The organism is Mongoliibacter ruber (assembly GCF_003003005.1).
Classification (GTDB): domain Bacteria; phylum Bacteroidota; class Bacteroidia; order Cytophagales; family Cyclobacteriaceae; genus Mongoliibacter; species Mongoliibacter ruber.
In genome coordinates, this window is record NZ_PVTR01000007.1 from 149,288 (window position 1) to 176,064 (window position 26,777).

21 protein-coding genes are annotated in these 26,777 nt (G+C 38.1%); all 21 read left to right on the forward strand.

The genetic code is table 11. The features are described 5' to 3' along the window. The first annotated feature begins 346 nt into the window (after window positions 1-346). Window positions 347-1,537, forward strand: coding sequence for a cystathionine gamma-synthase family protein (locus tag CLW00_RS12880; RefSeq protein ID WP_106134094.1), 1,191 nt, complete (start codon window positions 347-349; stop codon window positions 1,535-1,537). A 354-nt stretch (window positions 1,538-1,891) separates the two neighbouring features. Beyond that, window positions 1,892-2,443 (forward strand): hypothetical protein, encoded by a 552-nt coding sequence (locus tag CLW00_RS12885; RefSeq protein ID WP_106134095.1) that lies wholly within the window; start codon window positions 1,892-1,894, stop codon window positions 2,441-2,443. Between the two features lie 276 nt (window positions 2,444-2,719). Beyond that, window positions 2,720-3,508 carry a hypothetical protein gene (locus tag CLW00_RS12890; protein ID WP_106134096.1) on the forward strand — a complete coding sequence of 263 codons (789 nt, stop codon included), beginning with the start codon at window positions 2,720-2,722 and terminating at the stop codon, window positions 3,506-3,508. Window positions 3,509-3,807: 299 nt separating this feature from the next. Then, window positions 3,808-4,383 (forward strand): hypothetical protein, encoded by a 576-nt coding sequence (locus tag CLW00_RS12895; protein WP_106134097.1) that lies wholly within the window; start codon window positions 3,808-3,810, stop codon window positions 4,381-4,383. Between the two features lie 119 nt (window positions 4,384-4,502). Then, on the forward strand, window positions 4,503-7,253 hold the full coding sequence (locus CLW00_RS12900) for a type I restriction endonuclease subunit R (protein ID WP_106134098.1): 2,751 nt from the start codon (window positions 4,503-4,505) through the stop codon (window positions 7,251-7,253). After that, entirely contained in the window at window positions 7,254-8,975 is a 1,722-nt protein-coding gene (locus CLW00_RS12905; protein ID WP_106134099.1) for a restriction endonuclease subunit S, read from the forward strand. It begins immediately after the preceding gene. Next, the gene (locus CLW00_RS12910) at window positions 8,972-10,546 is read left to right on the forward strand and encodes an ATP-binding protein (protein WP_106134100.1); all 1,575 of its coding nucleotides are present in this window, start codon (window positions 8,972-8,974) and stop codon (window positions 10,544-10,546) included. The genes CLW00_RS12905 and CLW00_RS12910 overlap by 4 nt, the downstream gene beginning before the upstream one ends. Then, a complete protein-coding gene (locus tag CLW00_RS12915; RefSeq protein WP_106134101.1) occupies window positions 10,543-11,436 on the forward strand; it encodes an HNH endonuclease family protein in 894 nt (297 codons plus the stop codon). The genes CLW00_RS12910 and CLW00_RS12915 overlap by 4 nt, the downstream gene beginning before the upstream one ends. A 2-nt stretch (window positions 11,437-11,438) precedes the next feature. Further along, the gene (locus CLW00_RS12920) at window positions 11,439-13,253 is read left to right on the forward strand and encodes a hypothetical protein (protein ID WP_106134102.1); all 1,815 of its coding nucleotides are present in this window, start codon (window positions 11,439-11,441) and stop codon (window positions 13,251-13,253) included. Between the two features lie 65 nt (window positions 13,254-13,318). Continuing rightward, window positions 13,319-13,759, forward strand: a complete 441-nt coding sequence (locus tag CLW00_RS12925) for a DUF1016 N-terminal domain-containing protein (RefSeq protein ID WP_106134103.1) — start codon at window positions 13,319-13,321, stop codon at window positions 13,757-13,759. Window positions 13,760-13,782: 23 nt separating this feature from the next. Beyond that, on the forward strand, window positions 13,783-15,258 hold the full coding sequence (locus CLW00_RS12930; RefSeq protein WP_106134104.1) for a class I SAM-dependent DNA methyltransferase: 1,476 nt from the start codon (window positions 13,783-13,785) through the stop codon (window positions 15,256-15,258). Between the two features lie 39 nt (window positions 15,259-15,297). Further along, window positions 15,298-15,897, forward strand: a complete 600-nt coding sequence (locus CLW00_RS12935; RefSeq protein WP_211300195.1) for a hypothetical protein — start codon at window positions 15,298-15,300, stop codon at window positions 15,895-15,897. A 320-nt stretch (window positions 15,898-16,217) separates the two neighbouring features. Next, window positions 16,218-16,781 carry a DUF421 domain-containing protein gene (locus CLW00_RS12940; RefSeq protein WP_106134105.1) on the forward strand — a complete coding sequence of 188 codons (564 nt, stop codon included), beginning with the start codon at window positions 16,218-16,220 and terminating at the stop codon, window positions 16,779-16,781. A gap of 406 nt (window positions 16,782-17,187) precedes the next feature. Beyond that, entirely contained in the window at window positions 17,188-17,649 is a 462-nt protein-coding gene (locus CLW00_RS12945; RefSeq protein WP_106134106.1) for a hypothetical protein, read from the forward strand. Between the two features lie 205 nt (window positions 17,650-17,854). Continuing rightward, window positions 17,855-20,122 carry a glycosyltransferase family 4 protein gene (locus CLW00_RS12950; protein ID WP_106134107.1) on the forward strand — a complete coding sequence of 756 codons (2,268 nt, stop codon included), beginning with the start codon at window positions 17,855-17,857 and terminating at the stop codon, window positions 20,120-20,122. A gap of 90 nt (window positions 20,123-20,212) precedes the next feature. Further along, window positions 20,213-21,223, forward strand: coding sequence for a glycosyltransferase family 4 protein (locus CLW00_RS12955; protein WP_106134108.1), 1,011 nt, complete (start codon window positions 20,213-20,215; stop codon window positions 21,221-21,223). 59 nt (window positions 21,224-21,282) lie between these two features. Then, window positions 21,283-22,752 carry a glycoside hydrolase family 130 protein gene (locus CLW00_RS12960; RefSeq protein WP_106134109.1) on the forward strand — a complete coding sequence of 490 codons (1,470 nt, stop codon included), beginning with the start codon at window positions 21,283-21,285 and terminating at the stop codon, window positions 22,750-22,752. A gap of 142 nt (window positions 22,753-22,894) precedes the next feature. After that, a complete protein-coding gene (locus CLW00_RS12965; RefSeq protein ID WP_106134110.1) occupies window positions 22,895-23,677 on the forward strand; it encodes a hypothetical protein in 783 nt (260 codons plus the stop codon). A gap of 4 nt (window positions 23,678-23,681) precedes the next feature. Beyond that, window positions 23,682-24,581, forward strand: coding sequence for an NAD-dependent epimerase/dehydratase family protein (locus CLW00_RS12970; RefSeq protein WP_106134111.1), 900 nt, complete (start codon window positions 23,682-23,684; stop codon window positions 24,579-24,581). A 178-nt stretch (window positions 24,582-24,759) separates the two neighbouring features. Next, window positions 24,760-25,671, forward strand: coding sequence for a metallophosphoesterase (locus tag CLW00_RS12975; protein WP_106134112.1), 912 nt, complete (start codon window positions 24,760-24,762; stop codon window positions 25,669-25,671). A 9-nt stretch (window positions 25,672-25,680) separates the two neighbouring features. Continuing rightward, the gene (locus CLW00_RS12980; RefSeq protein ID WP_106134113.1) at window positions 25,681-26,775 is read left to right on the forward strand and encodes an ADP-ribosylglycohydrolase family protein; all 1,095 of its coding nucleotides are present in this window, start codon (window positions 25,681-25,683) and stop codon (window positions 26,773-26,775) included. Window positions 26,776-26,777: the final 2 nt, after the last annotated feature.

Here is a 26,777-nt window from a genome sequence, read left to right on the forward strand (position 1 = left end):
TTGATGGGATCGAAATGACAAAAGAAATCTCTTAACACTATCGATCTGAAAACTACAATTCAATCTGAAATAAACTTATCCTTGTCACCTCGACGGTAGGAGAGGTCTGTTTAGCCAAAAATGGTGACTCAGAGTGACGAATTTATCCTTTAAGGCATTGGTAAGGTGGAGAGACCTCTTTTACTTCGATTAACATCAAATTTTGACTACCTAGAAAAAGCGAAGCTTTTTATCTGTGGTTAAATTTTCTAACCACAGATGCCACAGATTTTCACAGATAATTTTTAAGTGTCGTCATTACCATTTACCTTAAGTCTTCAGGGTTATCACTTTTAAGCGAAAAAAAATGAAGAACAAAGAATTGCAGTCGAAACAAAATGGGACTAAGGCAGTATGGGCAGGTCAAAGTGAATTGTTTTTTCATGGGGCAACCCAAGTGCCCATCGTAAACAGTGTGACATTTGGTTATGAAAACGTGGATGACTGGTTTGATGTAGCAATAGGTAAAAAAGAAGGACATATCTACAGCAGAAATACCAATCCAACGGTTGCGGTTTTTGAGGAAAAGGTAAGGGCGCTGGAAAATGCCGAGGCAGCGACCAGTTTTTCTACTGGTATGGCAGGCATCAGCAATACTTTATACACGCTTTTAAATCAAGGGGATAGAGTAGTTTCCATTAAGGACACATATGGCGGTACCAGCATCATTTTTTTAGAGTTTATGCCCAAAAAAGGGATCGAAGTAAGCCTTTGTGAAACGACTGACCACGATGAAATAGAAGCTGAGGTCAGAAAAGGATGTACAGTACTTTATCTCGAAACACCCACAAATCCCACCTTGAAAGTTTTGGATCTGAAGCGTTTGATTCGAGTCGCCCATGAGGTAGGTGCCATAGTAGTGGTGGACAATACCTTTGCCACACCGATCAACCAGCAACCACTGGCATTGGGAGCAGATTTGGTGCTGCACAGTGCCACAAAATATCTGGGAGGACATTCCGATGCTATGGGTGGTGTGGTCTGTGGGCGTAAGGACCTGATTGACCAAATTTTTCATTACAGAGAAATAAATGGTGCCACGCTTCACGCCAACACGGCCTATATGCTGTTGAGGGGGATCAAAACTTTAGAATTAAGGGTCTTGCGCCAAAATGAAAATGCCATGAAATTGTCAGCATACCTTCAGGATCACCCAAAAGTGGATGCAGTTTTTTATCCAGGCCTGGAATCCCATCCAAGTCATGAAATTGCCAAAGGACAAATGACAGGCTTTGGGGGTGTACTTGCCTTTTCATTAAAAGGGGATTTCGAAAATGTAAAAATATTTTTGAACAACTTGGAATTGGCTCACTTGGCCGCAAGTTTAGGTTCGGTAGGGACCTTAATAGGACCTCCAAAGGTGACCAGTCACGTGGAGGCAACAGAAGAAGAGAGAAAACAATTGGGAATACCTGAAAGTCTGATCCGCTGCGCCGTAGGCATTGAAAACATTGTAGATATCATTGCTGATTTCGATCAGGCGCTTTCTAAGGTTTAAGATTTTAATTGTGATAGTAGTCATCGGTTTACTTTGGTAGCTGGTATTTTAGTAGGACTGAATAAGATTCGATTACCTGAAAGCCAAATTAAAGGAAGAAGGTAGTCAAGTGGTTAGTGTCACTACCCAGTTGATAATTCTTGCAGGATGATGCCCTAACCAACCAGATTGATAGTAGAAAAAAGTATTTGAAAGGAATTGGTTGTTCATACTATTATGAGGAAAACAACTTAATTAATATCGTAATATCCAGCGTATTTTGTTTTATCTGCCTAGGATTTTTAGAAGATTAGTTATCAAAACCCTCAATATTTCAGTTAGAAATAGATAGGTGAAAAACGTAAAAAAAATCATTTGGACAAGAAAGAATTCCTGAGGCAAATTCAAAGGCGAGTTGCACAAACAGCAGTTGGACCATCAGCAATTAGAAATCAAGGTGCAAGCGGGCTGGTAGAAATAAGCCGTACATATTTTGAAAAAACAATTGACTTGAAAGAGTTCAGAAATAAGCTGACATCAAGAAATTACATCCTCTTCCTGGACGACTTATCGAACGACCTTAAAAGTAAATTTCCTAAAGGCGGACAAAATTGGGGTGCAGCAAGGAAAGGACTGAACCTCTTCTTTAGAGATGTTGTGTACAATAAATATTTAGCTGACCATTTAGAAATACCGACTGACTTAAAAGATAACTTTGATACTATAAGACAACTGGAAGTTCCGCTAGACAGAGATGTTGCGACAAGTCTGACAAGAATTTATGACGACTTACCAAAATGGACTACAATAAAGGAATTGAATTCTAGACTTAGTAAAATTTACCAAGACAAGGCATTGTTGCATTCAGACAGAAAAGGAATAGCTAGAATTCACCTCGATTTAGTATTTTGGAGAAGTGGCAAGTAATCGTCCAGAAAACGAAAAATTTGCATTCCTAAATAAAAGATTTTTTAGGATTGAAAGAAAATTTTCTGGAATGCTTGTACTGACTTGCCTTATGTGAATTTGTAAATAAATACTAAGATGTATTTCCTGCGTTTTTTGTTTTTTTGGTATAGGATTTTTAGGAGATTAGTTATATGTTTAGTTGGAAATTTAAACAATACTGTTGATTTAAGCCTAAATTGAGTAGGTATGAACAGGTGTTGTTGACATTCATGTATTTACTTTAAGAAAAAGAAAATGAAAGTAATCAAAAAAGAATCTCCAATTTACAACAGAAGAATTATTCTTATCGATGACGAAACTAAGAACCCCAAAATAAATTGGAAGCAAATTGGCAATGACATGCTTTCTGGTGGAGACATAAAAGTTGCATACAAGTCCTTAAAATTTTCTGAAAATTATTTATTTGGCGCAACAGGCTTTGGGGAAATCGAATATTGTAACAATAATTTTAAATTTCCTCCGCAACATCCACAAAGAGGGACTGTTTATGCTTGTCCTGATTATGAGTCAGATTATTACCTCCCTATTTCAAGTTTTCATCAACATTTACTTCAATTGAAGGAATGTGCTTTTATAGAAATGTGCGCGCATTTAGGGGCTAAAGAAATCTTATTGATTGAAGAAATTGAAAATGATATAAAAATAAAAATTGATACAAAAGTGGAAAATATTCCTTCTCAATATGGAAGTATATCTCAAGATTTAAGCACAGCATATGAAAAAAACTTATCATTAAGTGGAGGGAAAAGCTTTTTTTTTCCAAAACCAATTAAACAAAATTCGACTCCATATAAAAGTAAATGGATTGAGACAGAACCTACTTGGAGAACTTTGCAGAAAGTTAGACTTGAAAATAAAGTTATTGAATACTCTGCTGATTTTAAATATACAGACGATATGGGAATTACCGGTGCTTTAGCAAGCAAGCTTAGCAAAATAGGATTTAATATTGGAGGAAGTTTTAAGAAGATTAAAAAAGTAGAACGAAAATACAAGGTTCTTTTTTGGGAGAGTTTAGAATAATATAAAATTGAAAAAAACTTTACGAAAAACAATTAAGCGATTTGCAAAAGCTGGGAGTTCGTGCTTCTATGACAGATAAGTTTTACATCCAAATTCTAAACGCATATTGAGGTTCAGTATTAAAATCTCCGCCTAAATAGATACGAAACTTTGATGTTCATTTAAAGAACTTTTAGCGGATGATACAGTGGAAAAAACTTCTGCGAGATTGGCAGAATTGCGAGAATAAGGTTATAGAGTGGTAGAAGACAAAAAATTGAATTAGCTCAAAAACTTAAGCTGCGAGAAACTTGAAGACAATGATATACGAAATTGATACAGAATTGGGATTTGGAAGATACAGAAAATTGACCATTCAAGAAGTATATCAAGGAACGTTACAGATCAATAAATACTTAATAAGAGATTATTTAAATCATATTTTAAACTCGAAAGATTTTATTGAATGGGGATTTTTTGAAAAAAGTGAATTTATCGAAGGTTTTGATTTTCGAGATGAAAAAATTCGGGTAATTGGAGAAATCTTAAATCATGATAAAGCCTTGGGCCCTCAAAACCAAGTTTTTATAGGTAACATAGAAAAGGAACTTCGTGGCTATATCAATCAGCATTTCCAAAAGAATTTTTTAGGAATTCTTACCGACATAAGTAGATTTAACGATATATTAAAATCACCGATTCCGATTGGTGGCGCTCCAGACTATCTAAAATGGTGTGAACAGAACGTGGATGACTTTAAATTATCAGTGAAATGCAAAAATAAATTATCTAAAATGAGCTATGCTAAATTAGTTGGAATGGATATAATGTACATTGGAAATGAGACATATGAATACATACCTAAATTTGAAGTGATACCGTATGACTGGAGCTAAAGACCCATCCAAAACCAAACGTCATGAAATTTTTCTTCCATAAAGACATTAAAGAAAAAACCTACCCTCTATAACTGAAAAGCCATTTTTTGGTATCTTACCGACGTACCTCCAATAATATGACTCAAAACAATAACCAAAACCCTGAACAAATAGCACGAGACCGCATCGATCAAAAGTTGCGTCTTGCTGGGTGGGTTATTCAGGATAAGTCTAAAATTGATTTTAGTGCTGCAACCGGAATTGCTGTAAAAGAATACCAAACCGAAGTTGGGCCTGCTGATTATGTGCTTTTCGTTGATAGAAAGCCAGTGGGAGTAATCGAAGCCAAAAAAGAGGAAGAAGGTCAAAACCTTTCTGTTGTAGAAGAACAGTCCGGAACTTATGCCGCCAGTAAGTTGAAGTATTTCAACAATGAACCTCTCCCGTTTATTTATGAATCTACTGGTGTGATCACACGATTCACCAATACACGCGACCCAAAACCTCGAGCGAAAAACCTCTTTTCATTTCATCGCCCGGAATCGATTAAGCAACAGCTAAAAGATGATAAAACACTAAGGGGAAGATTATTTAATTTTCCCGTATTGGACAAAGGGACACTGAGAGATTGTCAATTCTCAGCCATTAAAAATCTGGAGGTTTCTTTTGAGGAAAACAGACCAAGAGCCTTGATTCAGATGGCAACCGGAGCAGGCAAAACTTTTACGGCCATTTCATCTATTTACCGCTTGCTGGAGTATGGAAATGCTCAACGCATTTTATTCTTGGTTGATACCAAAAACCTGGGCGAACAAGCAGAGCAGGAATTTATGGCTTTTATTCCACCTGGAGAGAACAGAACATTTACAGAGTTATACACGGTACAGCGTTTGACTTCCTCTTTCGTGAATCCTGACGCCCATGTGTGTATCAGTACAATCCAGCGCTTGTACTCAATTTTGAAGGGTGAAGAATTAGATGAAAAAGCGGAAGAGGAAAACCCGAATGAAAAAGGTTGGGTTCCTAAAGAACCGCTTCCTGTAGTGTACAATGAGAAAATTCCCGTGGAGTTCTTTGACTTCATCATCATTGATGAGTGTCACCGCTCTATTTACAATTTGTGGCGTCAGGTTTTGGAATACTTTGATTCCTTCTTGATTGGCCTTACGGCTACACCTGACAAACGCACCTTTGGTTTCTTTAATGAAAATGTGGTGAGCGAATACACCCACGAAGATGCTGTGGCGGATGGTGTAAACGTGACCTATGACACGTATTTGATTGAAACCAAAATCACCAAAGAAGGGGCAAAAATTGAAGCCAAAGAATTTGTTGATAAACGGGAAAAACTGAGCAGACGCAAACGATGGGAACAGTTGGATGAAGAAGTGGCCTACACTTCCAATCAATTGGACAAAGACATTGTCAACCTAAGTCAAATCAGAAATGTCATCAAGGCATTTAAAAATAAACTTCCTGAAATATTTCCTGGAAGAAAGGAAGTACCGAAAACACTGATTTTTGCCAAGACTGATAGCCATGCGGATGATATCATCAATATCGTAAGGGAAGAATTTGGCGAAGGCAACAGCTTTTGTAAGAAAATCACCTATCAGACGGATGACAACCCCAAGACGGTTTTGTCTTCCTTTAGAAATGACTACTATCCCCGCATAGCGGTTACGGTGGATATGATTGCTACTGGTACAGATGTAAAGCCTTTGGAATGCCTGATTTTTATGCGGAATGTAAAATCCAAAGGCTACTTTGAGCAGATGAAAGGGCGTGGTACCCGCACCATCAAACTGGAAGACTTGAAGAAAGTAACACCTTCTGCCATTGCCACCAAAGACCATTTTGTAATTGTAGATGCGGTTGGGGTCATGCAAACCACCAAAACCGACAGCCGTCCGCTGGAGCGCAAACGAGGGGTGGCACTTAAAGACCTGATGTATCATGCCATGATGGGCAATGTGGATGAGGATTTGTTTACTTCCCTTGCCGGAAGGTTGGGGCGAATTGAAAAGCAAATTACCCCTGACGAAAAAGCCAAGTTTCAGGAATTGGCCAAAGGCAAGTCCATCCATCAAATGACCAAAGATTTGCTTGGGGTATTTGACCCTGACAAGGTACAGGATTTCGCCATTGCCAAATTTGGACATCCAACCCCTGCTCAAGTAGATGAAGCTCAGGAGGAACTGGCCAAACAAGCTACTTTGCCGATTACGGGCGAGTTGATTGACTATGTGGACAATGTGCGCAAGTCGCTGGAACAGATTATTGATGTAGTGAATATTGATGAACTGGAGTTTGCAGGCTGGGATACGCAGGCACAAGAAAAAGCCGCTGAACTGGTAACAGATTTCAAAACCTACATTGAAACCCACAAAGACGAAATTTTGGCGTTAAGTTGGTTTTATTCTCAACCCTATCAGCGAAAAGAACTTACCTATAAAATGGTGAAGGAGTTGCTGGAAAAACTCAAAGCCGACAAACCCACATTAGCACCCCTGCGCATTTGGCAAGCTTATGAGCATATGGATGGTTTAGAAAGAAGCCAACCGCTCAATGAAATGATTGCCCTGGTGAGTTTGATCCGAAGGGTGATGGGTCTGGACGAGCAATTAACCCCCTACAACAAAGTGGTGGACAAGCGCTTTCAGGATTGGGTATTCCGCAAGCAGGCCGGTATGTTAAAATACACCGAAGAACAAATGAACTGGCTCCGCATGATGAAAGAGCATATTGCCACTTCCTTCCACATAGAAAAAGACGATTTGGACTACAGCCCTTTTGATACGAAAGGCGGCATGATGAAAATGTGGAATCTTTTTGGAGACGGCATGGAAGAAATTATTGATGAACTGAATAAAGAATTGGTAGCGTAGATGAGCAGAGATTATAATATACCCGATAGCTGGATTAAGACTTCAATTGAAGATGTTATTCTCTATCAAAAGGGAAAAAAGCCTAAAAAACTTGAACCAATTGAGTTTGAAAATTCAGTTCCATATTTAGATATCAAAGCTTTTGAGAAAAAAGAAATACGGCAATATGCAGACACGGAATCATCTCAAATCATTGACGAACAAGATGTTGTAATGGTTTGGGATGGTGCTAGAAGCGGTTGGGTGTCAAAAGGAGTGAATGGAGCTTTAGGTTCTACTATAGCTCGTTTTCGTCCTTTCGTATTCTCGCAGAAGTATCTTTATTATTTTCTAGATTCGCAATTTTCATATGTTAATTCGAATACAAAGGGAACTGGCATTCCACATGTTGATCCTCAAATTCTCTGGGGAATTGAGATGCCCCTTCCTCCCTTCAACGAACAACACCGTATCGTTTCCAAAATCGAAGAACTCTTCAGCGAGCTGGACAATGGGGTGTCCAATCTCAAATTGTCACAAAACCAATTGAAGGTCTATCGGCAGGCTTTGTTAAAACATGCCTTTGAAGGCAAACTCACCGAGCAATGGCGTAAAGAAAACAATCCCGAACCCGCAGAAAAACTGCTGGAACGCATCAAAGAAGAACGCCAAAAACTCCAAGAACAAGAAATCAAAGAATGGAAAGCGGCAGTAAAAGCTTGGGAGAAAGATGGGAAGATTGGGAGAAAGCCGGGGAAGCCGAAAGCATCTAGAGTTATATCACAGATTCCAAACGAAAAGAAAGCTTTGCTCTCAGAACTCCCTGAAGGATGGAAATGGTCACAAAGTGGCAATTTGTTCTTATACGTAACAAGTGGCTCAAGGGGCTGGGCTGACTTCTATTCCGAATCTGGTTCTATCTTTATTAGGATTACTAATTTAAATTTTGACACCCTAGACTTAGACTTGAGGCCGGAAAAAATCCAATTCGTGATTCCTCCAGATAATTCAGAAGGTGTCAGAACAAAAGTAAATGAGGGTGACTTTCTTTTTTCTATCACCGGGTATTTAGGGATGTTCGCTATTGCACCTAAATTAGATGATGCGTATGTAAATCAGCATGTAGCCTTAGTTAGACCTTCCAAATTAAATAACTTAAAATACTTGGGTTACTGGATAATCGCTAAAAATGGCGGGTTTTACTTCTTAAATGAAAAGAATAAAGGAGCTGTAAAAGCAGGTTTGAATCTCAATGACATACTTGAATTTCCAATTCCAATATGCTCGTTTGAAGAACAAAACATAATCTCCAATAGATTAGATTTTCAATTCTCTATCATTGACAATCTTGAAAAAACAATCGAATCAGGCCTGCAAAAATCTGAAGCCCTTCGCCAATCCATTTTAAAGAAAGCCTTTGAAGGGAAATTGGTGCCCCAAGACCCGAATGACGAACCTGCTTCTGAACTACTTGAACGCATACAAGCAGAAAAGAAAAAGTACCTGGAAGAGCAGAAACAACAGAAGAAAAGAAAACCTAAAAATACAAAGAAGATGAGTAAAGAACTGAGCATTGAAGAAGTACTCAAAACTTCAGACAAACCTATGCTTGCCAAAGATGTATGGCAAAAAAGCAAGCACAAGGAGAATATCGAGGACTTTTACAAGGAGCTCAAAGACATTCAGTCAAAAATAAAGGAAGTAAAAAAAGGTACCGAATCATTTTTAAGCTTGGCTAAATGAGAATAGATAAGGTACATATCAAAACACGCTTCAAGAACCTGGAGGATTTTCAGATTGATATTGATGCTGGAGAAAGGGAAACTGTATTGTTAGGTTTAAATGCCACGGGGAAATCAAATTTCTTGGAAGCCTTGGTTCTTATTTTTAGAGATTTAGATTTTGAAAACCCACCAAAATTCGATTACTACTTAAAATATGAATGCAAAGGACATCAAATTGAAATTGATGCTGTTAAAGGCTTATATAATTTCAAAATAGATGATTCTCCTTTAAAATCTAGGATATTATTTTTCAAGAACAAAGACCAATATCTCCCTAAACATATATTCGTCTATTATTCAGGAATCAATAATAGAATGAAAGAACTTTTTAATCCCCATTTGAAAAGGTATTATGATGCCATAACAAAGGAAAAGGCAACATATTCGAAGTTCAAAGAAATACCAAGATTGTTCTTGGTTGATAATATTCACGGAAGTATGGCTTTAATTGCTTTTTATCTTTTTAAACATAAAGAAGAGGACACCCTCACTTTCCTTAAAGAAGAATTGGGTATAAAAGACCTTGGATCTGCTTTGTTTGTTTTAAAGAAACCAAGATGGGCATCTGAAAGTCTAAAAACTGATATGTTTTGGGGTGCAAAAGGATTAGTAAGAAGGTTTCTGGAAGATCTATTTATATTTTCACTTGCTCCAATCCATCATGAAGAAACAGTTTATATGGATTACAAGCGAAATGAAAAGCAAGAAAGGTGGTATTTATATATCAAGGATAAAAAAACGTTTAATGATTTAAAGTCTTTTAAATATGACGATAAGATTGACTTTTTTAATGCCATAAATAGCTTGGAAATATCTGATTTAGTTCACGAGCTTCGTGTAAATGTGGTCAAGGAAGAAGATAATATTGAAATACCAAATCGGGAATTAAGTGAAGGAGAAAAACAACTGTTAACAGTTTTGGGTATGCTTCGATTTACCCGAGATGATGATGCTCTAATTTTATTAGATGAGCCGGACACCCATTTGAATCCAATATGGAAATGGAAATATTTGGAATATATTGACAGAGTTGTAGAAAAGCCCAAGTCAACTCAAATTCTCTTTTGTTCACATGACCCACTGGTTATTGGAGCCATGGAAAAGAGTCAAGTTCAGATTTTTAAAAGAGATAATCTAAAAGGAAAGACTTATATCACAAAGCCACAAAGAGATCCAAAAGGTTTGGGTGTTAGTGGTATTCTAACTAGTGACCTTTTTGGCTTGCCATCTGTTTTGGATATACCTACTCAAGAAAAACTGAACAAAAAAAGATTCTTGCAGGGCAAGATAATGAGAGATGAATATTCAGAATCTGAAAAGGAAGAATATCTCAAATTAAAAAAGGAATTGGATAATCTTGGGTTCTACGAAGAGTCTGAAGACTTCTGGTTTAAGCAATATATCAAGGATATGACCGAGATTGAGTTCTTTCAAAAAGTTGAATACTCTTCGGAAGAGTTAGAAGTTCTTAAACAACGCAGCAAAAAGGTGGCAGAAAAAATTGCTGAGGCGAAAAAGAAAGGCAAATGAGATTTATAGATACAACACAGCTTAAAGAGACATTCGATAGGATAAAGGGTACAGGCGCTTTTTCTAGATGGGAAGATAAAGCAAAGGATCATCTGGATGCAATAAAGCCACTTGACAAGAAAGAAAGGAGTAAATACTGGTCAAAGAACAATATTTGGACTGAATTGTACTCAGCACTTTCAGAGTTGTCAGGAGATAAATGTTGGTACACTGAATCAAAAGAAAATTCAAGTGAATGGCAGATTGATCATTTTCGCCCAAAAGCAAAATCTATTGATGAAAATGGTGATGAGATTATGGATTGTGGTTATTGGTGGTTATCCTATGATTGGAAGAACTTCAGACTTTCTGGAACACTAACAAATCTTCTTAGAAAGGGTCGATTTGAAGAAGGTGAGGATGTGTTCGGTAAAGGCAATTATTTTCCCCTTTGTTATAAAACACAAGTTTCTAAAGAAGGGGATCTGTTTTGCAGAGGCGAAAGGCCATTACTTCTCGACCCCACTAATGCAAGAGATGTAAGTTTGCTTGGATTTGATAGAGATGGTTTGCCATACGAAGTTTATAATCAAGATGATGATCCAAACAAATATTTGAGAGCATCGGTCACTATAAAATGCTATGGTCTTAATCATAAATCATTAGTTCGTGGAAGAGCAAGTGTTTGGACAAAATGCTCAATGATTGTTGATGAAGCTCAAAATGACTTGATGTTAAACAAAGGTGACAATGCTAAAATTGATGAAATCATGGAGGTTTGCTTTAACAAATTAGCTGTTCATGCACGTAGAACAAAGCCACATTCAATTGTTGTTTTTAACTACATAAAAGCACAATCAAAAGTAAAGGAATATGAATGGCTTGAGGATGCCTTAATTGCAATTGCTTAATTATGAAACTCGAAACATTAAATAGCACCCACATTGAGCAAGCTGCGACCATCATAGATGAGCAAGGTATTCCAAAAAACTATGTTTGGAGCCAATACTACGTGGTCGTTAATGGCAAGGAGTATCCGTTTAAACATCTGGTAAGAACAGCCTATGAACTAGCCACCCAAGAGCAATTACAGTTTCAATCTAATGAGTCGTACCGTGGATATGTCGAAAATGAATTGGGTTTTGAATTTCGGTATTATGAAAATGGATATAACTTCTTTACAAAAGAAGAATTGGAATTTTACAGCTCTATTGTCAATACTGATTATAGAACATCAAATCCAGCCCATCAATATTACGGGCAAAAACTCTATCCCATTATCGCAAAAGCTAAATATTGGGCAGAGCAAATTTTGTTAGATGATTTTAAGTTAAAGCAAGATGGTAATTGGCTCAATGGTCATATAGCCCGAATAAAACCATATTTTTGGCCTAGAATATATAGTGGAGAAGATAAGGATGTGTTTTTTAATGTGGAGATAAATGGCTCAAATCGGTTTATTGGATATAAGCTAGATGGTTATTTCGAGACCACAAAAGCACTTCCCGATTATAAAATCAAATTGCTTGAAGAATATAAAACGCTAATCAAATGGGAATGGCCTCAAATTTCATTTGACCAAGTGGATGAATATAATTGGGATAGACTGATCTCTGAAACCAGAGAGTATATTCAAAAATACTTACCGCATCATAATCATTTGAAAGAATTACTTTCTAAAGAATCAAAAATTGCACGAATCGCATGGAATACAAATGGATGGGTAAAACCATCTGGTTTAACAGGCAAATCAACCAATGCAAGCTTTGAGAATGAGCATGGGTTTGGCCATGAAGAATGGTTGTTCGATGGTGATAAAGTGATTGACGGATATAAGTATGGTTTTTTAGAACCCATCCATAAATATCGCTCAAAGTATGAAGGGAAATATTTTGATCTCGCACTATATACACGAGATTCGGAATCGAATAAGAGTTTTTGGGTTGCTAATTTAAAAGATGTAAAGGTCCTTACTACAGAAGAATCAGAGAAGGTATTGGCATATTACAAGCAAGAGGGCTGGTACGATGAAATGAAAAGTGATCTCTACAATCTCAATTTAGATCAGGACCAACTGGACTTATGGGTGGAGGATGGTGCACACGAATTGTTAAATATAAAATTCAAAGCTACCCAAATTAATGATATTCCAGAGGAGTTAATCCCAGTTTTGGATGATAGAGAAATTAAATCAAATAGATATACATTAATGGATGTCTCTCCTTCAATAATGGAATTGATTGAAGAGGGTAGTAAATCAGGTTTTTCATTTGAGGACTCAGGCAGTGAAGAGGCAGATCTTGCTTCAAAAAGTATTAGGACTGGGAAAAAGAAAGAGATTGAACTAAAATTAAAACACAATATTCTGCAAGCCAAATTCCTAAAATATCTTCAAAATAAATATGGTAAAGCCTTAGTCAAGCGAGAATGCACCTCATACGGAGCTTTAAGAATTGATTTAACCAGAAAGACAAATACGGGTTTTGTGTTTTATGAAATCAAAACCTATAACAGTTTAAGAACTTCTATTAGAGAAGGTATTGGTCAGTTATTAGAATATAGTCTTTACCCTAATGTAAATGAAGCAGAAGGGATTGTATTGGTTTCCCATGTGTCACCATCAGAGGAAGTTAAAAACTATCTCAACCACATTAAGAACTTTATAAATATTCCCTTCTCATATATCCATTTTGATATTGAGCAAGAGGAAATAATCACAGAAATTTAAATTTAATTTTCATTTATTGAATGAGTTCCAAAATCTTGAAATTATAGTTTTTATAATCTAACCCAATGAAAAAAGACTACAGTATTTTTCTTGGCGAAATCAAATCGCATATCCTGCAAAGCCGGTACAAGGCTGCGGCTGCGGTCAATCGCGAACTGATACTGCTGTATTTCCAAATAGGAACCCAACCTTCTCAAAAAATTAAACAAGCCAAATGGGGGAGTAGAGTCATTCAACAACTGGCCGAAGACCTGCAAAAGGAGATTAATGGACTTCACGGGTTTTTTTATACCAACCTCAAAAATATGCGGCAATTTGCTGATGAGTATTCCAATTTACGGTATTCAATTGAGAATTTGAACCAAAATCTAATTGGCCAGTTAGCAACTGGCCAATTACCAGCTCAAAGCACGGATGAATTTCTGCAGTTGGCAACTGCACAATTTGAAAACACTGAATATTTTCTTTCAAGAATCTTTTTCAATATTAGCTTTACCCAACAGTAATGAACTTAAAAAAATATTAGACAATGACAAGCAATAACTTAATAGCAAAAATCTGGTCTTTTTGCGATACCCTGAGGGATGATGGCGTAAGTTACTCAGATTACTTGGAGCAGCTTACCTTTTTACTCTTCCTGAAAATGGCAGATGAATACGAAAAGGGGCCACAAAAAAGGAAATCAGGCATACCTGAACAGTATAATTGGGAAAGCATTGCTTCTAAAAGCGGTGGAAAGCTGGAAGCCCATTATGTGGAATTACTCCGAGAATTGGGTAAACAGCCGGGAATGTTGGGACAGATTTTTACCAAAGCCCAGAATAAAATTCAGGATCCTGCCAAACTGGATCGCTTGGTAAAAATGATATCCAAAGAATCTTGGGTAGGCATGGATGCCGATATCAAGGGCGATATGTATGAAGGGCTTTTGGAAAAGAATGCTCAGGACACCAAAAGTGGTGCAGGTCAGTATTTTACACCAAGAGACTTAATTAAAGCCATCGTAGAATGTGTACGCCCGGAACCGAAGAAAACAATTGCTGATCCGGCTTGTGGTACAGGCGGCTTCTTTTTATCGGCTTATGATTTCTTGACCACTGAATTTGATTTAGACAAAGAGGAAAAGAAGTTTTTGAAAGAAGAGACCTTTCTTGGTTGGGAGATTGTAGCTTCAACGGCCAGGATGGCCTTGATGAACCTGTTCCTCCACAATATTGGCGATATCAATGCGAAACCTCCCATAAGACGGGAAGATGCATTATTACAAAAGCCGAGTGAACTGTTTGATTATGTTTTGGCCAACCCACCTTTTGGGAAGAAAAGCAGTATCACCATTACCAATGCAGAAGGCAAAGAAGAAAAGGAAGATTTGCTGATCAATCGCAATGACTTCTGGGTTACGACCACCAACAAGCAGTTAAATTTCTTGCAGCACATTGTTTCCATGTTGAAAACATCAGGTAAAGCTGCGGTTGTTTTGCCAGACAATGTACTATTTGAAGGAGGTGTCGGAGAAACCGTTCGTAAGAAGTTGATGGAAAAAGCAGACTTGCACACCATACTTCGCTTGCCAACAGGGATTTTTTATGCACATGGCGTGAAAGCCAATGTACTTTTCTTTGATGCAAAACCAGCTTCAAAAGATGTGATGACCAAAGAAGTTTGGTTTTACGATTACCGAACAAACATCAGCCATACTTTAAAGAAAAACCCACTCAAGCTAGATCATCTAAGGGACTTTGTTGCGTGCTACAATCCAAAAAACAGAAATGAACGCAAAGAAACATGGTCCGAGCAAAATCCGGAAGGAAGATGGCGTAAATACTCTTATGAGGAAATTTTAGCGCGAGATAAAACAAGCTTGGACATTTTCTGGCTCAGAGATGAAAATATGCTCGATCTAGAGAATTTGCCAGAACCTGATATTTTGGCTCAAGAGATCATAGAAAATATTGAAGCTGCATTGGATAGCTTTAGAGAGGTAGCTTTAAAAATTGAGGACTAATACCAGCCCAAAAGCCATAGACATAACCTATCCTGCCTAATGACCATGACCCCCAAACAACAAGAACGCATCAAGAACAAAATCAAGAAAATAAAAGCAGCTTTGGCGGCTGACAAGAAACGCTGGGGGGGTTATCATCACGATGGGCAGGGGCTTAGGTATGCTCCTCCGCAGTTTTATATTCAAATTGAGGACTATACAGGTGGACTTCGCTACTTCAATTGGTTCAATAAAAACTTCCCGGGTGATGGTTGCTATCCGGATTTTCTATTTGAGTGGACTCTGATCTTATTCAAGACCGGCAGACTGAAAGAAGCGGAGAAAAAAGCCTTTGAAACATTTACTGAAGATACCAAGGTGTTTGATGAGTTTTTTGAAAGACCAATGATCCCTGTTGGGAAGTCGGAAGACTCTGACGCAGAGGGAGCAGCATCTTTAACAGGCAAATTCCCATATTCTTACAAACAAGATTTTTTGACCGACTTTTCCGATTGGCTGTACAAGGTAATCCAATCGGAAAACTTTATGGCTCAAATGATTAAATTCCAGGAAATAGAAAAATTGTTGGAAGAAGAAGATGACAGCGAGACAAGAGGGCATTTATATGATCAGGCAAGGCAATTGGTAAATAAAATTTAAACCTCAAGCGTGCTTGTTCGATCGGCTCAGAGCTAATCAAAAGTTTTGGAGCTTGACACAAAAGCGCTTCGAAATCGGCAAAATCCATATCGCCAACCTTTTTGAAAAATTGGAGGATTTAGACCTTATACCAATTTCAAATGAAAACTACGTGGAAATCACAAGAACTTTATAAGAGAGAGTGAATTTGAAGAAAAGAACTATCGAATAGAAAAACAATTCGGTATATTGGAACTTGCCCTTATAAACTTGGCATTAAAAACAGCCAATTTTGAAGTTTATAATGTGCCATTTTTAGATTCAATTAAAGGAGGGAAGCAATGGAGGATTTTTGGTTTGACAGTTGGGAAAGCATGCTTAGGGTTATTTTCATCACACCGTTAGCGTATACAGCCATGGTGCTCTTGTTGAGAATATCGGGCAAAAGAACCCTATCCAAAATGAACAGCTTCGATTTTATCGTCACCATAGCTTTGGGATCTACACTCGCCGCGGTAGCCCTCAATAAAAACATTCCGCTGGCAGATGGGATAATGGCAATTTTTTTATTTATCGCATTTCAATTCATCCTGACATGGCTTTCCGTTCGGATAAAAGCCGTCAAAACCCTAATTACCAGCCGTCCTTCCTTGATTTTCTACAAAGGTGAATTTCAATATGAGGCCATGAAAAAAGAAAGAATAACTGTGGAGGAAATCTATTGTGCCGCCCGACAAAAAGGTCTTGCTACCTTGGATCAGGTGGGGATGATAATCTTGGAAACAACAGGGGATATCACCATCATAGAAAGTATTACCAATCACAACAACACTACTTTTGAGGATGTTAAATTGATACCCAAAAAAGGTGCTGGCTACAATCCTACAAGCGGAAGTGAATTGTAATCCCTCAAAGACTCGACGACATAAAGTTTTTATAAAGTCCCTATTGCTTTCTTAGTGCTTTTGAGTCTTGGTGGCTATATTTTTTGATGCCGCGAAGACACGAAGGGTTCTCAAATTCCTTCGAGAATAACTTTCAACCCAAATTCACTGGGAATTTAAAGAAAAAACAAGATGTAAAATGGGCGATACCCTTTGAACTATAACTAAGCTATATTTTCAACTTAAAATTCCATAATCAACGTGTTTGATAATAATGTCACGAAGTCACAAATACACAAAGGGCTCACACAATAATGTAGCGCTAAAAGCCCTCGCTAACTATTCAGCGGTCAACCCAATTTAAACTTGTAAAAATCAGCTGGAATTATGTAACACATTATTGGAGAAAAAATTACCTCTTGCATGAATGAATGTAAAACCCATTATCAACGCGGCACTTACAGGAACTTCTGCCATGACACTTTTCAGTTACCTGATATCGGAAAAGCAAGAAGAAAATTTTAAAGAACCATTTGTACTGGCAGATTTGATTTCAAGAATAAGGCCTTCTAAACTTAAATCAGATGCCGCTGTGGAAGGTTGGGGGTTACATTTTCTTGTCGGCTTTATGTTTGCAAGTGGCTACCACAAATTATGGAACAGTGGTAAGGTCAAACCTGGATTAATTTCAGGAAGCTTGCTGGGTGCAGCCAGTGGTCTAGTAGGTATCATGGTTTGGAAGGCTGTCTTTAAGTTTCATCCCAATCCACCAACAAAGAGTTTGAAAAAGTATTTTGGGCATTTATTATTGTCCCATGTGGTGTTTGGTGCTTTTGCAGGTTTGGGTTACAAGCCTAAAGCAGAAGTGATACAGCCTGATATTTATTAAATATTTTTAAATAGTACTGCATGAACAAATTTGGTTGGCCTAAGCTGCTGATTCAATTTGGGTTTTGACCTATCTGGAACTGAATTTTACCAATTCGTTACACCTAAAAAAGTTGAAAACCGGTTTTCCCTTGTTTCTGCATCAATAAAGATATGATTTGGGATTTTAACAGAATTTTCAATTTGATCTTTTATCTAAGCAAAGTATGAAAATTGTATTTATAGGAACATATCCTCCCCGCGAATGTGGCATCGGTGTCTTCACCAATGACCTTTTTAAGTCTATGGTTGGTCAAACGGCTCCTTCAGAAGGGAGTCTTTCTTCAGAAGCGGAAGATCCTGTAGAAGGGTTTGTAGTAGCTATGAGTGACCATGACCTGAGCTATCATTATCCGGAGGAAGTGAAGTTTACCATAAGGCAAGAGCACCAACTCGACTATTTGAAGGCGGTGAAGTTCATCAACTTGAGTGGGGCAGACATCTGCGTCCTTCAGCATGAGTTTGGCATTTTTGGCGGTCAAAGTGGCATGTACATTCTCCCCTTGCTCCATAGGCTACAAATTCCGCTGATCGTAACCCTTCACACGGTATTGAAAAATCCTTCATACAATGAAAAAGCAGTGATGAAACAGATCTGCAAAATGGCCTACAAAATTGTAGTCATGAGCAATAAGGCCATTGATTTTCTAATAGAAGTCTATGATATAGAACACAGCAAAATTGTCCTCATTGAACACGGAGTTCCCGAAATTGTATATAACCAGGAACAATGTAAGAAATTTTTCAAACTCCAAAACAAAAAGTTTTTGCTCACATTCGGTATTATAAGCAGGAACAAAGGGATCGAAACAGTAATAAAGGCATTACCCAAAGTAATTGAAAAACATCCGGATGTGGTCTACATGATTTTGGGAAAAACCCATCCCAATGTCCTCCACAACTCGGGCGAAGAATACCGTAATTTCCTTCAACTTTTGGTCAAAACACTCAAACTTGAGGAACATGTTATTTTTCTCAATGAATTTATAGACCAAAAAGAACTGTTCAAATACTTGTCAGCATCTGATATCTACATTACACCATATCACAATGAAGCACAGATTACGAGCGGCACGCTTTCGTATGCAGTAGGAGTAGGGTCAGCCGTACTGTCTACCCCATATTGGCATGCCACAGAACTCTTGGCTGAAGGTAGAGGGAGATTGTTTGATTTTAATGATTCAGAAGGTTTGTCACGCATCTTGATGGAGTTGTTGGACGATCCGGAAGCCCTCAAAAGCCTCAGAAAAAAAGCCTGCGACTATGGTAAAACCATCACTTGGAGCAAATCGGGAGAGAAATACCTGTCTCTAGCAAGTGCAACCCTTTCTGCAAATCCAGAAGTAAATTCCAGACTCGAAACCTTGATTGATCCCCTTTTGCTACCGGCTTTTTCATTGGATCATATCATACGACTCACAGATGATACAGGGATAATCCAACATGCAAAATATGGTATTCCCAATTTGAAAGAAGGATATTGTCTCGATGACAATGCCAGGGCATTGCTTATGGTATTGATGGCATACCGGGAATCAAAAGATAAATCTGCACTCAATTTGGCCCCGATATACCTGAGTTATATCCATTATATGCAGAATGAAGATGGAACATTCAGAAATTTTCTGAGTTTCAGCCGACAGTTTCTCGATGAGGTTGGGTCTGAGGATTCCTTTGGAAGGGCAATATGGGCCCTTGGCTACTTGTTGGGCAACCCACCCAATGATGCGTATTTTCAGACTGGCAAACTTGTGTTTTTCAACGCTGTACCCAATTTCGAGAAATTACAGTCCATTCGGGCCATTGCCAATACCATCCTAGGCATCAGTTACTATTTAAAAGCCAACCCCAATGATGATGCTATGATCGAAAAGCTTAAAATGCTTTCAGAGAAGTTAGTTGCGCATTTTGAGAGAAATAGTACCAAAGACTGGAAATGGTTCGAAACAAAAATGACCTACGATAATGGAATTTTGCCTTTGTCGCTCTTACATGCTGCTGAGATCCTAAACAATGAAGAAGTCACCAAGGTGGCCATGGAAAGCATGGATTTCCTGACTGGTATTACCCTCAAAGAGGGCTACTTGTCGGTAATTGGAAATGAAAGTTGGTATAAGAAGGGAGAAAAACCCTCCATGTATGCACAGCAACCCGTGGATGCAATGGCTATGATTTTGATGTTTCAACAAGCTTTTCAGCTTACCAAAGACCAGACATATCTCACCAAACTTTTTACATGTTTTATGTGGTTTTTGGGTGAAAATGACCTCAGAATGAGCTTGTTTGATTTTGACACAAAGGGTTGTTGTGATGGTTTTGATAGCTATGGCATCAACCGTAATCAAGGAGCTGAAAGCTCTTTGGCTTATTTGATTTCATATTTAATCGTGCTGCAGGCTTTTGAAACGTATGAAGAGAAAGATTTGAAGTTATAAAAATTTGATCCTGACGGAATGGTGTTAGATTGCAGCTGAATGACCTTCGGGAAATAATAGGATTTATAATTAACATTTTAATTACAACCTATGAAAGTAGCCATGCTAGCACCCATTGCCTGGAGAACCCCACCTGAAAAATACGGACCTTGGGAACAGGTTGCCTCAAACCTTACAGAAGGCTTGGTGGAGAAGGGAATTGATGTCACTTTATTTGCCACAGGAAATTCTATTACCAAGGGAAAGCTTGAAAGTGTCACCCAAACAGGCTACGCAGAAGACCCTAATACTGACCCAAAAGTATGGGAATGCCTTCATATCAGTCATTTGATGGAGCAATCACAACAATTTGACTTGATCCACAACCATTTTGACTTTCTTCCACTTACTTATTCCGGATTGATCAAGACACCTATGGTGACGACCATTCATGGGTTTTCTTCGAGCAAAATTCTACCGGTTTATAAAAAATACAACAAAAACGGGTTCTATGTCTCCATAAGTGAGTCAGACCGTCATCCTTCATTGGATTATAGCGCTACTGTATACAATGGTTTGAATTCAAATGAATTTACATTTCAAAAAGTACCTAAAGAATACCTCCTGTATTTCGGTAGGATTCATCCCGAAAAGGGTGCTCATGAATCCATTATGATAGCCAAGAAATCAGGAAGGAAATTGATTATTTCAGGTTTGATACAAGATCAGGAATACTTTGATAGTAAGGTCAAACCATTTATCAACAATGATGATATTGTTTTTGTCGGGAATTCGGGGCCTGAGCAAAGAGACAGATTGATGGGGGAGGCCTTTGCCCTTTTGCATCCAATTAGTTTTGAAGAACCCTTTGGATTGAGTGTGGCAGAGGCAATGATGTGTGGAACTCCTGTAATCGCCTTCAACCTGGGCTCTATGCCGGAATTGATCAAGCATGGGAAAACAGGCTTCTTGGTCAATACTATCGAAGAAGCGGTGATGGCTGTGGACAGTCTCAACACCATTGATCGGGAGGCGTGCCGGGATTGGGCACTGTCAGCATTCAGCATGGAGAAAATGACATCTGCCTACCTGAGTTTGTATGAAGACATTTTGAAAGAGTGATGGTCAAAGGCAAAGGCCTTTTTGCAAATAGTATAGGGACGATTAGATATAAAAATTAGATGGGAAAAAGTACAGTGAAAAGGCTATTGGTAAAAAGGAACAGGACAAAAATCGTAAGGAACTCTTCGAGGGTGATCACGCGTCCCCATGTCACTTCCATAGGAAGGATTCGCAGAATAATCGATAGAGTAATCAATCTTAGTGAACAAAAAGCGGAAGATTTACTCTATCATGTCGACCATAACTTTATAGAACGGCACAAAAATATAGAAAGGATTTTCCTGGAAAACTACAGGAAAGTCGCTCTCTACATTCCTGGTGATAAAACCATCAGCAACACCCAGAAATTGTTGATAGGGGCATTTTTCACCATGGAATATTCCATTGAGTCTGCAGCGCTCTTCAATCCATCAATCGTCCCCCATCCCAACCAAGATGGCCTGCCTGAGGGCTGTCTCCGATTTGTAATGAGCCTTAGGGCTACTGGAGAAGGACATATTTCATCTATAGTTTTTCGTAGTGGGGTGATAAGGGAAGATCGGACTATATTGATAAACCCTGTGAGTGAGTTTGTGGATACCCCCATCATCCGACATGACCAATCGTATGACAATCATTTGTTTCAGCTCAAACTCAAAAGCATGAATGCATGGAGTGAAACATGTAAAACTATTTTTCAAAAATTACCTGAATCTTTTACAATTGAGGAGTTGAGAAACTGTATTGTCACCCTCCAAATGATAGATGAAAATTCAATAGATAGCGAAACCATAAAAAATATTTATTGGCTTGTAGATTCTAATTACTTTATAAAGTTCGAGCCCAACCATGATATTTCAGAACATGTGATTTTCCCCATATCAGAAAACGAAAGTGGGGGAATTGAAGACGCAAGGTTTGTCAAATTTCTTGATGATAATGGAGAAATGACCTACTATGCTACGTATACCGCATACAATGGGGTATGTATACTTCCACAACTTTTATCGACCAAAGATTTTGTCAGTTTTGATATCATCACCCTCAATGGTGTGGCTGCTCAAAACAAGGGAATGGCTCTTTTTCCACGAAAAATCAAAGGCAATTATGTCATGCTGTCCAGAATCGATGGAGAAAACAACTACATCATGTTTTCAGATCACCTGCATTTTTGGGATGAAGCAATTTTGATCCAAGAACCCGCGATGCCTTGGGAATTTTTCCAGATAGGGAATTGCGGTTCACCAATTGAGCTCAAAGAAGGATGGCTCGTGCTTACACATGGTGTGGGTGCGATGCGGCAGTATTTTATAGGCGCAATTTTATTGGATTTAGAAGATCCCACCAAAATCATTGCCCGCTTAGAAGATCCTCTTTTGACGCCAAATGAAGAAGAACGGGAAGGATACGTGCCCAATGTGGTGTATTCTTGCGGCTCATTGGTACATAATGGTTTGCTGATAATTCCCTATGCCATGTCTGATGTGTCATCCAGCATTGCAACTGTCAAAGTAAAAGATTTAATTGACAGTATGAAGTTTTACAGGTAAACTTTACCAGAAAGGTTTTTAGAAATATTTTATGGTTTTTTCTTAAATTAGAGCGATTTGAGAGGCTGCCACCTGAGAATAAAGTGCTGTATTGGTAAAACATTTCTCTTGGTCAAAAGATCAAAATCTTTAGAATTAGTAAATGTCATTAAAAGAAAGTAAGTATCAATTGAATCAGGTTTTAAGCAAGTATAATTTTTTGAACTTGACAGCTAAACAAGCTGACTTGATCTCTACGTTTGAAGAAGAAAAGGATGTTTTTTCAAGGAAACATTTTTTTTCTGTATGGGAATTATGGGATTACGAGTTGACTGTATTTCAAGACATACTGCATCCTGAACAGTTGCAACTGTATGAAGTTTTCATTCAGGATACCAAAAAAACATACGAAAAAACCCTAATTGAAGAAGACAAAGAAATAGCATACGGAATAGTCCAATGCGAAGAGTTGATTGGCTTTTGTGAATCAGAGTTTTTGCCAGGCCTTTTCAAAGATCCTTTTCTGGCATATACATGGGTTTCTGCAGAATTTTCAAAAATTGACTATTTGAAAAAAGAATACCAGAAATTTCTCAATGATTCAAAAAAGGCACTTTTGATCAATCATTTTCGCCACAACCGTATTTTCAAACCCAACCTGTTAAAAAGTGCTCTTCTTAAGCACAAGTTATCTTGTATCTTAGCTGATTATGATTCTTTCAAACAACAAATGGATAAGCCAACCTTGGCAATAGCAGCGTTTTTGGAAGAAAAATCATGCTATATGCCCGATGACCTTCAGGCCTTATTAGCCTCGAAATTCGAAGAACTTAAAAATTATATAGCGCATGAAACAGAAATTCAGGGTTGGAATTCTTCTGTTAAGGGCATTTCAAAAGTAAACAGAGCGATGACATTATTGCTCATGGACAATAATAAACTATAAAAAAATGAGAATATTCTTTACAGGAGGATCAGGTAAAGCAGGGAAACATGCGATTGCTTACCTCCTTGACCAAGGACATCGGGTGATGAATGTAGACTTGAAGCCATTGGATCATCCAGGAGTGGATAACCTTATTGCTGACATTACCGATTCTGGCCAAATGTTCAATGCCATGAGTTCTTATGCCGGTCTGGATGAACTGGAAGGTGGGAAGGGCATCCCCAAATTTGATGCAGTCGTTCATTTTGCCGCAGTGCCCCGGATCTTGATCAATCCTGACAATGAAACTTTCAGGGTGAATACTGTCGGTACCTATAATGTCATAGAGGCGGCAGTGAAACTTGGTATAAAAAAGATCATCATTGCTTCTTCTGAGACAACCTATGGTGTTTGCTTTTCTGACGGGCAAACTGATCCCAAATCCCTTCCTTTGGAAGAAGATTATGATGTGGACCCGATGGACAGTTATGGCTTATCTAAAGTGGTAAACGAACAGACAGCGCGCAGTTTTCAACGTCGCTCTGGTTTTGATATTTATGCCCTCCGGATCGGTAATGTGATTGAGCCTCATGAATACGAAGAACTTTTTCCGCACTATTTCAAACATCCGGAAGTGCGACGTAGAAATGCCTTTTGTTATATCGATGCCCGTGATCTGGGTCAGATTGTAGACTTATGTTTGAAAAATGACGGACTTGGTTATCAGGTTTTCAATGCAGGAAATGATCATAATGGTGCGGTTATTCCCAGCAAAGAGTTGGCAGAAAGATTTTTTCCAGGCGTTCCTATTACCAGAGAACTGGAAGAACATGAAGCTTTATTTTCAAACCGTAAAATCCGTGAAGTCTTGGGATTCAAAGAAGAGCATAACTGGAGGAAATACGTGAAGGGTGATAAAACCTAATTAGCTTGATTATTCGATGCTTATTGTCAGCATCGTGGCCAAACTAAATTTAAAGAGTTAGCCAAACTCCAGCATCTTAATTATGTTGGAGTCTACTCTTTGTTTACTACTACTTTGCTAAAAACTGATTTTGTTTTAATGATAACGCTTATTTAACTAAATGCTATAAATTCAAATCATGATAGATTTTATTGGAGATATACATGGACACGCTGACGAACTGGAGGCCTTATTAAAAAAGCTGGGCTACGAAAAGAGAAATGGGACTTATGCTCATCCAGAAAGAAAAGTCCTGTTCGTGGGGGATTATATAGACAGGGGGCAACAAATCAGGGAAACCTTACAAATCGTGAGATCGATGGTTGAAAGTGAAAATGCCATTGCATTGATGGGGAATCATGAATACAATGCTTTGTGTTTTCACTTTCAGGAAAAAGAGGGAGGTCACCTTAGAAAACATGATATCAAAAACATTATTCAACATTATGAGACCCTGAAAAATTTTCAAAATAAGCAAAAGGAATACGAATCTTATCTAGAATGGTTTAAAACCCTACCCTTGTATTTCGAAACAGATAACTTTAGAGCGGTTCATGCCTGTTGGGAAGATAGACATATCCAGAATTTGAAATCAAAATTGGACAATGGCAGGCTCACAGATGCATTGATTTACGAATCTGCCAATAAGGAAAGCGAATTACATAATGCGATTGAAATTACTTTAAAGGGTAAAGAGTTGGAATTGCCAGAAGGGGAAACATTTGAGGATAAAGACGGTGCAATAAGAACACATATAAGAATCAAATGGTGGGAAGACCCAAGCAAAATGACATATAAGTCAATCAGTATAGAAAAACATCCAAGCTTGCCAGAATACCCCATTGAAGCAAGAGAAAAAACAGCTTCTGATTTTTATCAAAAAGGAGATAAAAAAGTGTTTTTTGGGCACTATTGGCTAAAGGGAAATCCTTTTTTATACCAAGAGAATATTTGTTGCTTGGATTACAGTGTTGCTGATGGAGGGAAATTAGTTGCTTACAGGCTAAATGATGAAGATGCTCTTGATCCAAAAAAATTAGTTTATGTATGATTTATAAAGATGATAGCCGAGAAAGAAAGACTGGATAAATATTTGGGCTGCCTATTGGGAGGTGCCATTGGGGATGCCTTGGGAGCACCGATTGAGTTTTTAAGCTACGAATCTATTCTTGCCAGGTACGGAGCAAATGGAGTACAATCGTATGTGGAGTATACCGATGGAAAGGGAGAGTTTACTGATGATACTCAGATGTTGCTCTTTACAGCTGAGGGTGCACTTAGGGCTTATCATAGGGGAGTATTGAATGGTATTGGTGGTGCTCTTACTCAGATTACTTACCATTCTTATCTCAGATGGCTCAAAACACAGAGTTTTCCATTACCAAAGTCAATGTACACCTTTGGTTTTGAAGAAGGATGGTTGATCAAAAGGAAGGAGCTTTTCAAAAGAAGATATCCAGGAAACACCTGCTTGAATGCACTTCAGTCTGGAGAAATGGGGTCAGTTGAAAAGCCAATCAATGATAGCAAAGGTTGTGGTACAGTGATGAGAATTGCCCCAATAGGTCTGATATTTTATGACAAACGAGAGTATGCATTTAATGAAGCGTTAAAAGTTTCTGCAATTACGCATGGTCATCCATCAGGATATCTTAGTGGAGGGTTATTGGCATCAATCATTGCGGATTTATCAAATGGTATCAGACTTGAACTTGCAATTCAAAACGGTCTGGAAATCTTGGAAAAATTGAAGGGTCATGAAGAAATGTTCAACATCACTTCTAGAGTGTTAGAAATTCACAGACAATTTGAAGGCCGAGATATCTCAGAAAGGGAAATCAAATCACTTGGAGAAGGATGGGTAGCGGAAGAAGCTTTGGCAATTTCATTGCTTTGCGCACTGCATTACCCTAATGATTTCAAAAAAGCTGTATTGACCTCAATCAACCACAGTGGAGATTCTGATAGTACAGGAGCAATTACAGGTAATCTTGTAGGGTTGATAGTTGGTAAAAATCAAATCCCTCAAGAATGGATTGATAACTTAATGTGCCGAGAAATAGTTGAGGAAGTCGCCCATGACTTGTTTATCAAATGTCCAAGTCTGACAGTTGAAGTGGATAAAGCTTGGCATGACAAATACCCAGGATATTGATC

Coding starts and splice junctions, on each gene's coding strand:
- CLW00_RS12970 (WP_106134111.1), top strand. CDS start 23,682: ATGAGAATATTCTTTACAGGAGGATCAGGTAAAGCAGGGAAACATGCG.
- CLW00_RS12920 (WP_106134102.1), top strand. CDS start 11,439: ATGAAACTCGAAACATTAAATAGCACCCACATTGAGCAAGCTGCGACC.
- CLW00_RS12890 (WP_106134096.1), top strand. CDS start 2,720: ATGAAAGTAATCAAAAAAGAATCTCCAATTTACAACAGAAGAATTATT.
- CLW00_RS12945 (WP_106134106.1), top strand. CDS start 17,188: ATGAATGTAAAACCCATTATCAACGCGGCACTTACAGGAACTTCTGCC.
- CLW00_RS12900 (WP_106134098.1), top strand. CDS start 4,503: ATGACTCAAAACAATAACCAAAACCCTGAACAAATAGCACGAGACCGC.
- CLW00_RS12905 (WP_106134099.1), top strand. CDS start 7,254: ATGAGCAGAGATTATAATATACCCGATAGCTGGATTAAGACTTCAATT.
- CLW00_RS12935 (WP_211300195.1), top strand. CDS start 15,298: ATGACCATGACCCCCAAACAACAAGAACGCATCAAGAACAAAATCAAG.
- CLW00_RS12910 (WP_106134100.1), top strand. CDS start 8,972: ATGAGAATAGATAAGGTACATATCAAAACACGCTTCAAGAACCTGGAG.
- CLW00_RS12955 (WP_106134108.1), top strand. CDS start 20,213: ATGAAAGTAGCCATGCTAGCACCCATTGCCTGGAGAACCCCACCTGAA.
- CLW00_RS12965 (WP_106134110.1), top strand. CDS start 22,895: ATGTCATTAAAAGAAAGTAAGTATCAATTGAATCAGGTTTTAAGCAAG.
- CLW00_RS12960 (WP_106134109.1), top strand. CDS start 21,283: ATGGGAAAAAGTACAGTGAAAAGGCTATTGGTAAAAAGGAACAGGACA.
- CLW00_RS12930 (WP_106134104.1), top strand. CDS start 13,783: ATGACAAGCAATAACTTAATAGCAAAAATCTGGTCTTTTTGCGATACC.
- CLW00_RS12895 (WP_106134097.1), top strand. CDS start 3,808: ATGATATACGAAATTGATACAGAATTGGGATTTGGAAGATACAGAAAA.
- CLW00_RS12925 (WP_106134103.1), top strand. CDS start 13,319: ATGAAAAAAGACTACAGTATTTTTCTTGGCGAAATCAAATCGCATATC.
- CLW00_RS12950 (WP_106134107.1), top strand. CDS start 17,855: ATGAAAATTGTATTTATAGGAACATATCCTCCCCGCGAATGTGGCATC.
- CLW00_RS12980 (WP_106134113.1), top strand. CDS start 25,681: ATGATAGCCGAGAAAGAAAGACTGGATAAATATTTGGGCTGCCTATTG.
- CLW00_RS12975 (WP_106134112.1), top strand. CDS start 24,760: ATGATAGATTTTATTGGAGATATACATGGACACGCTGACGAACTGGAG.
- CLW00_RS12880 (WP_106134094.1), top strand. CDS start 347: ATGAAGAACAAAGAATTGCAGTCGAAACAAAATGGGACTAAGGCAGTA.
- CLW00_RS12915 (WP_106134101.1), top strand. CDS start 10,543: ATGAGATTTATAGATACAACACAGCTTAAAGAGACATTCGATAGGATA.
- CLW00_RS12940 (WP_106134105.1), top strand. CDS start 16,218: ATGGAGGATTTTTGGTTTGACAGTTGGGAAAGCATGCTTAGGGTTATT.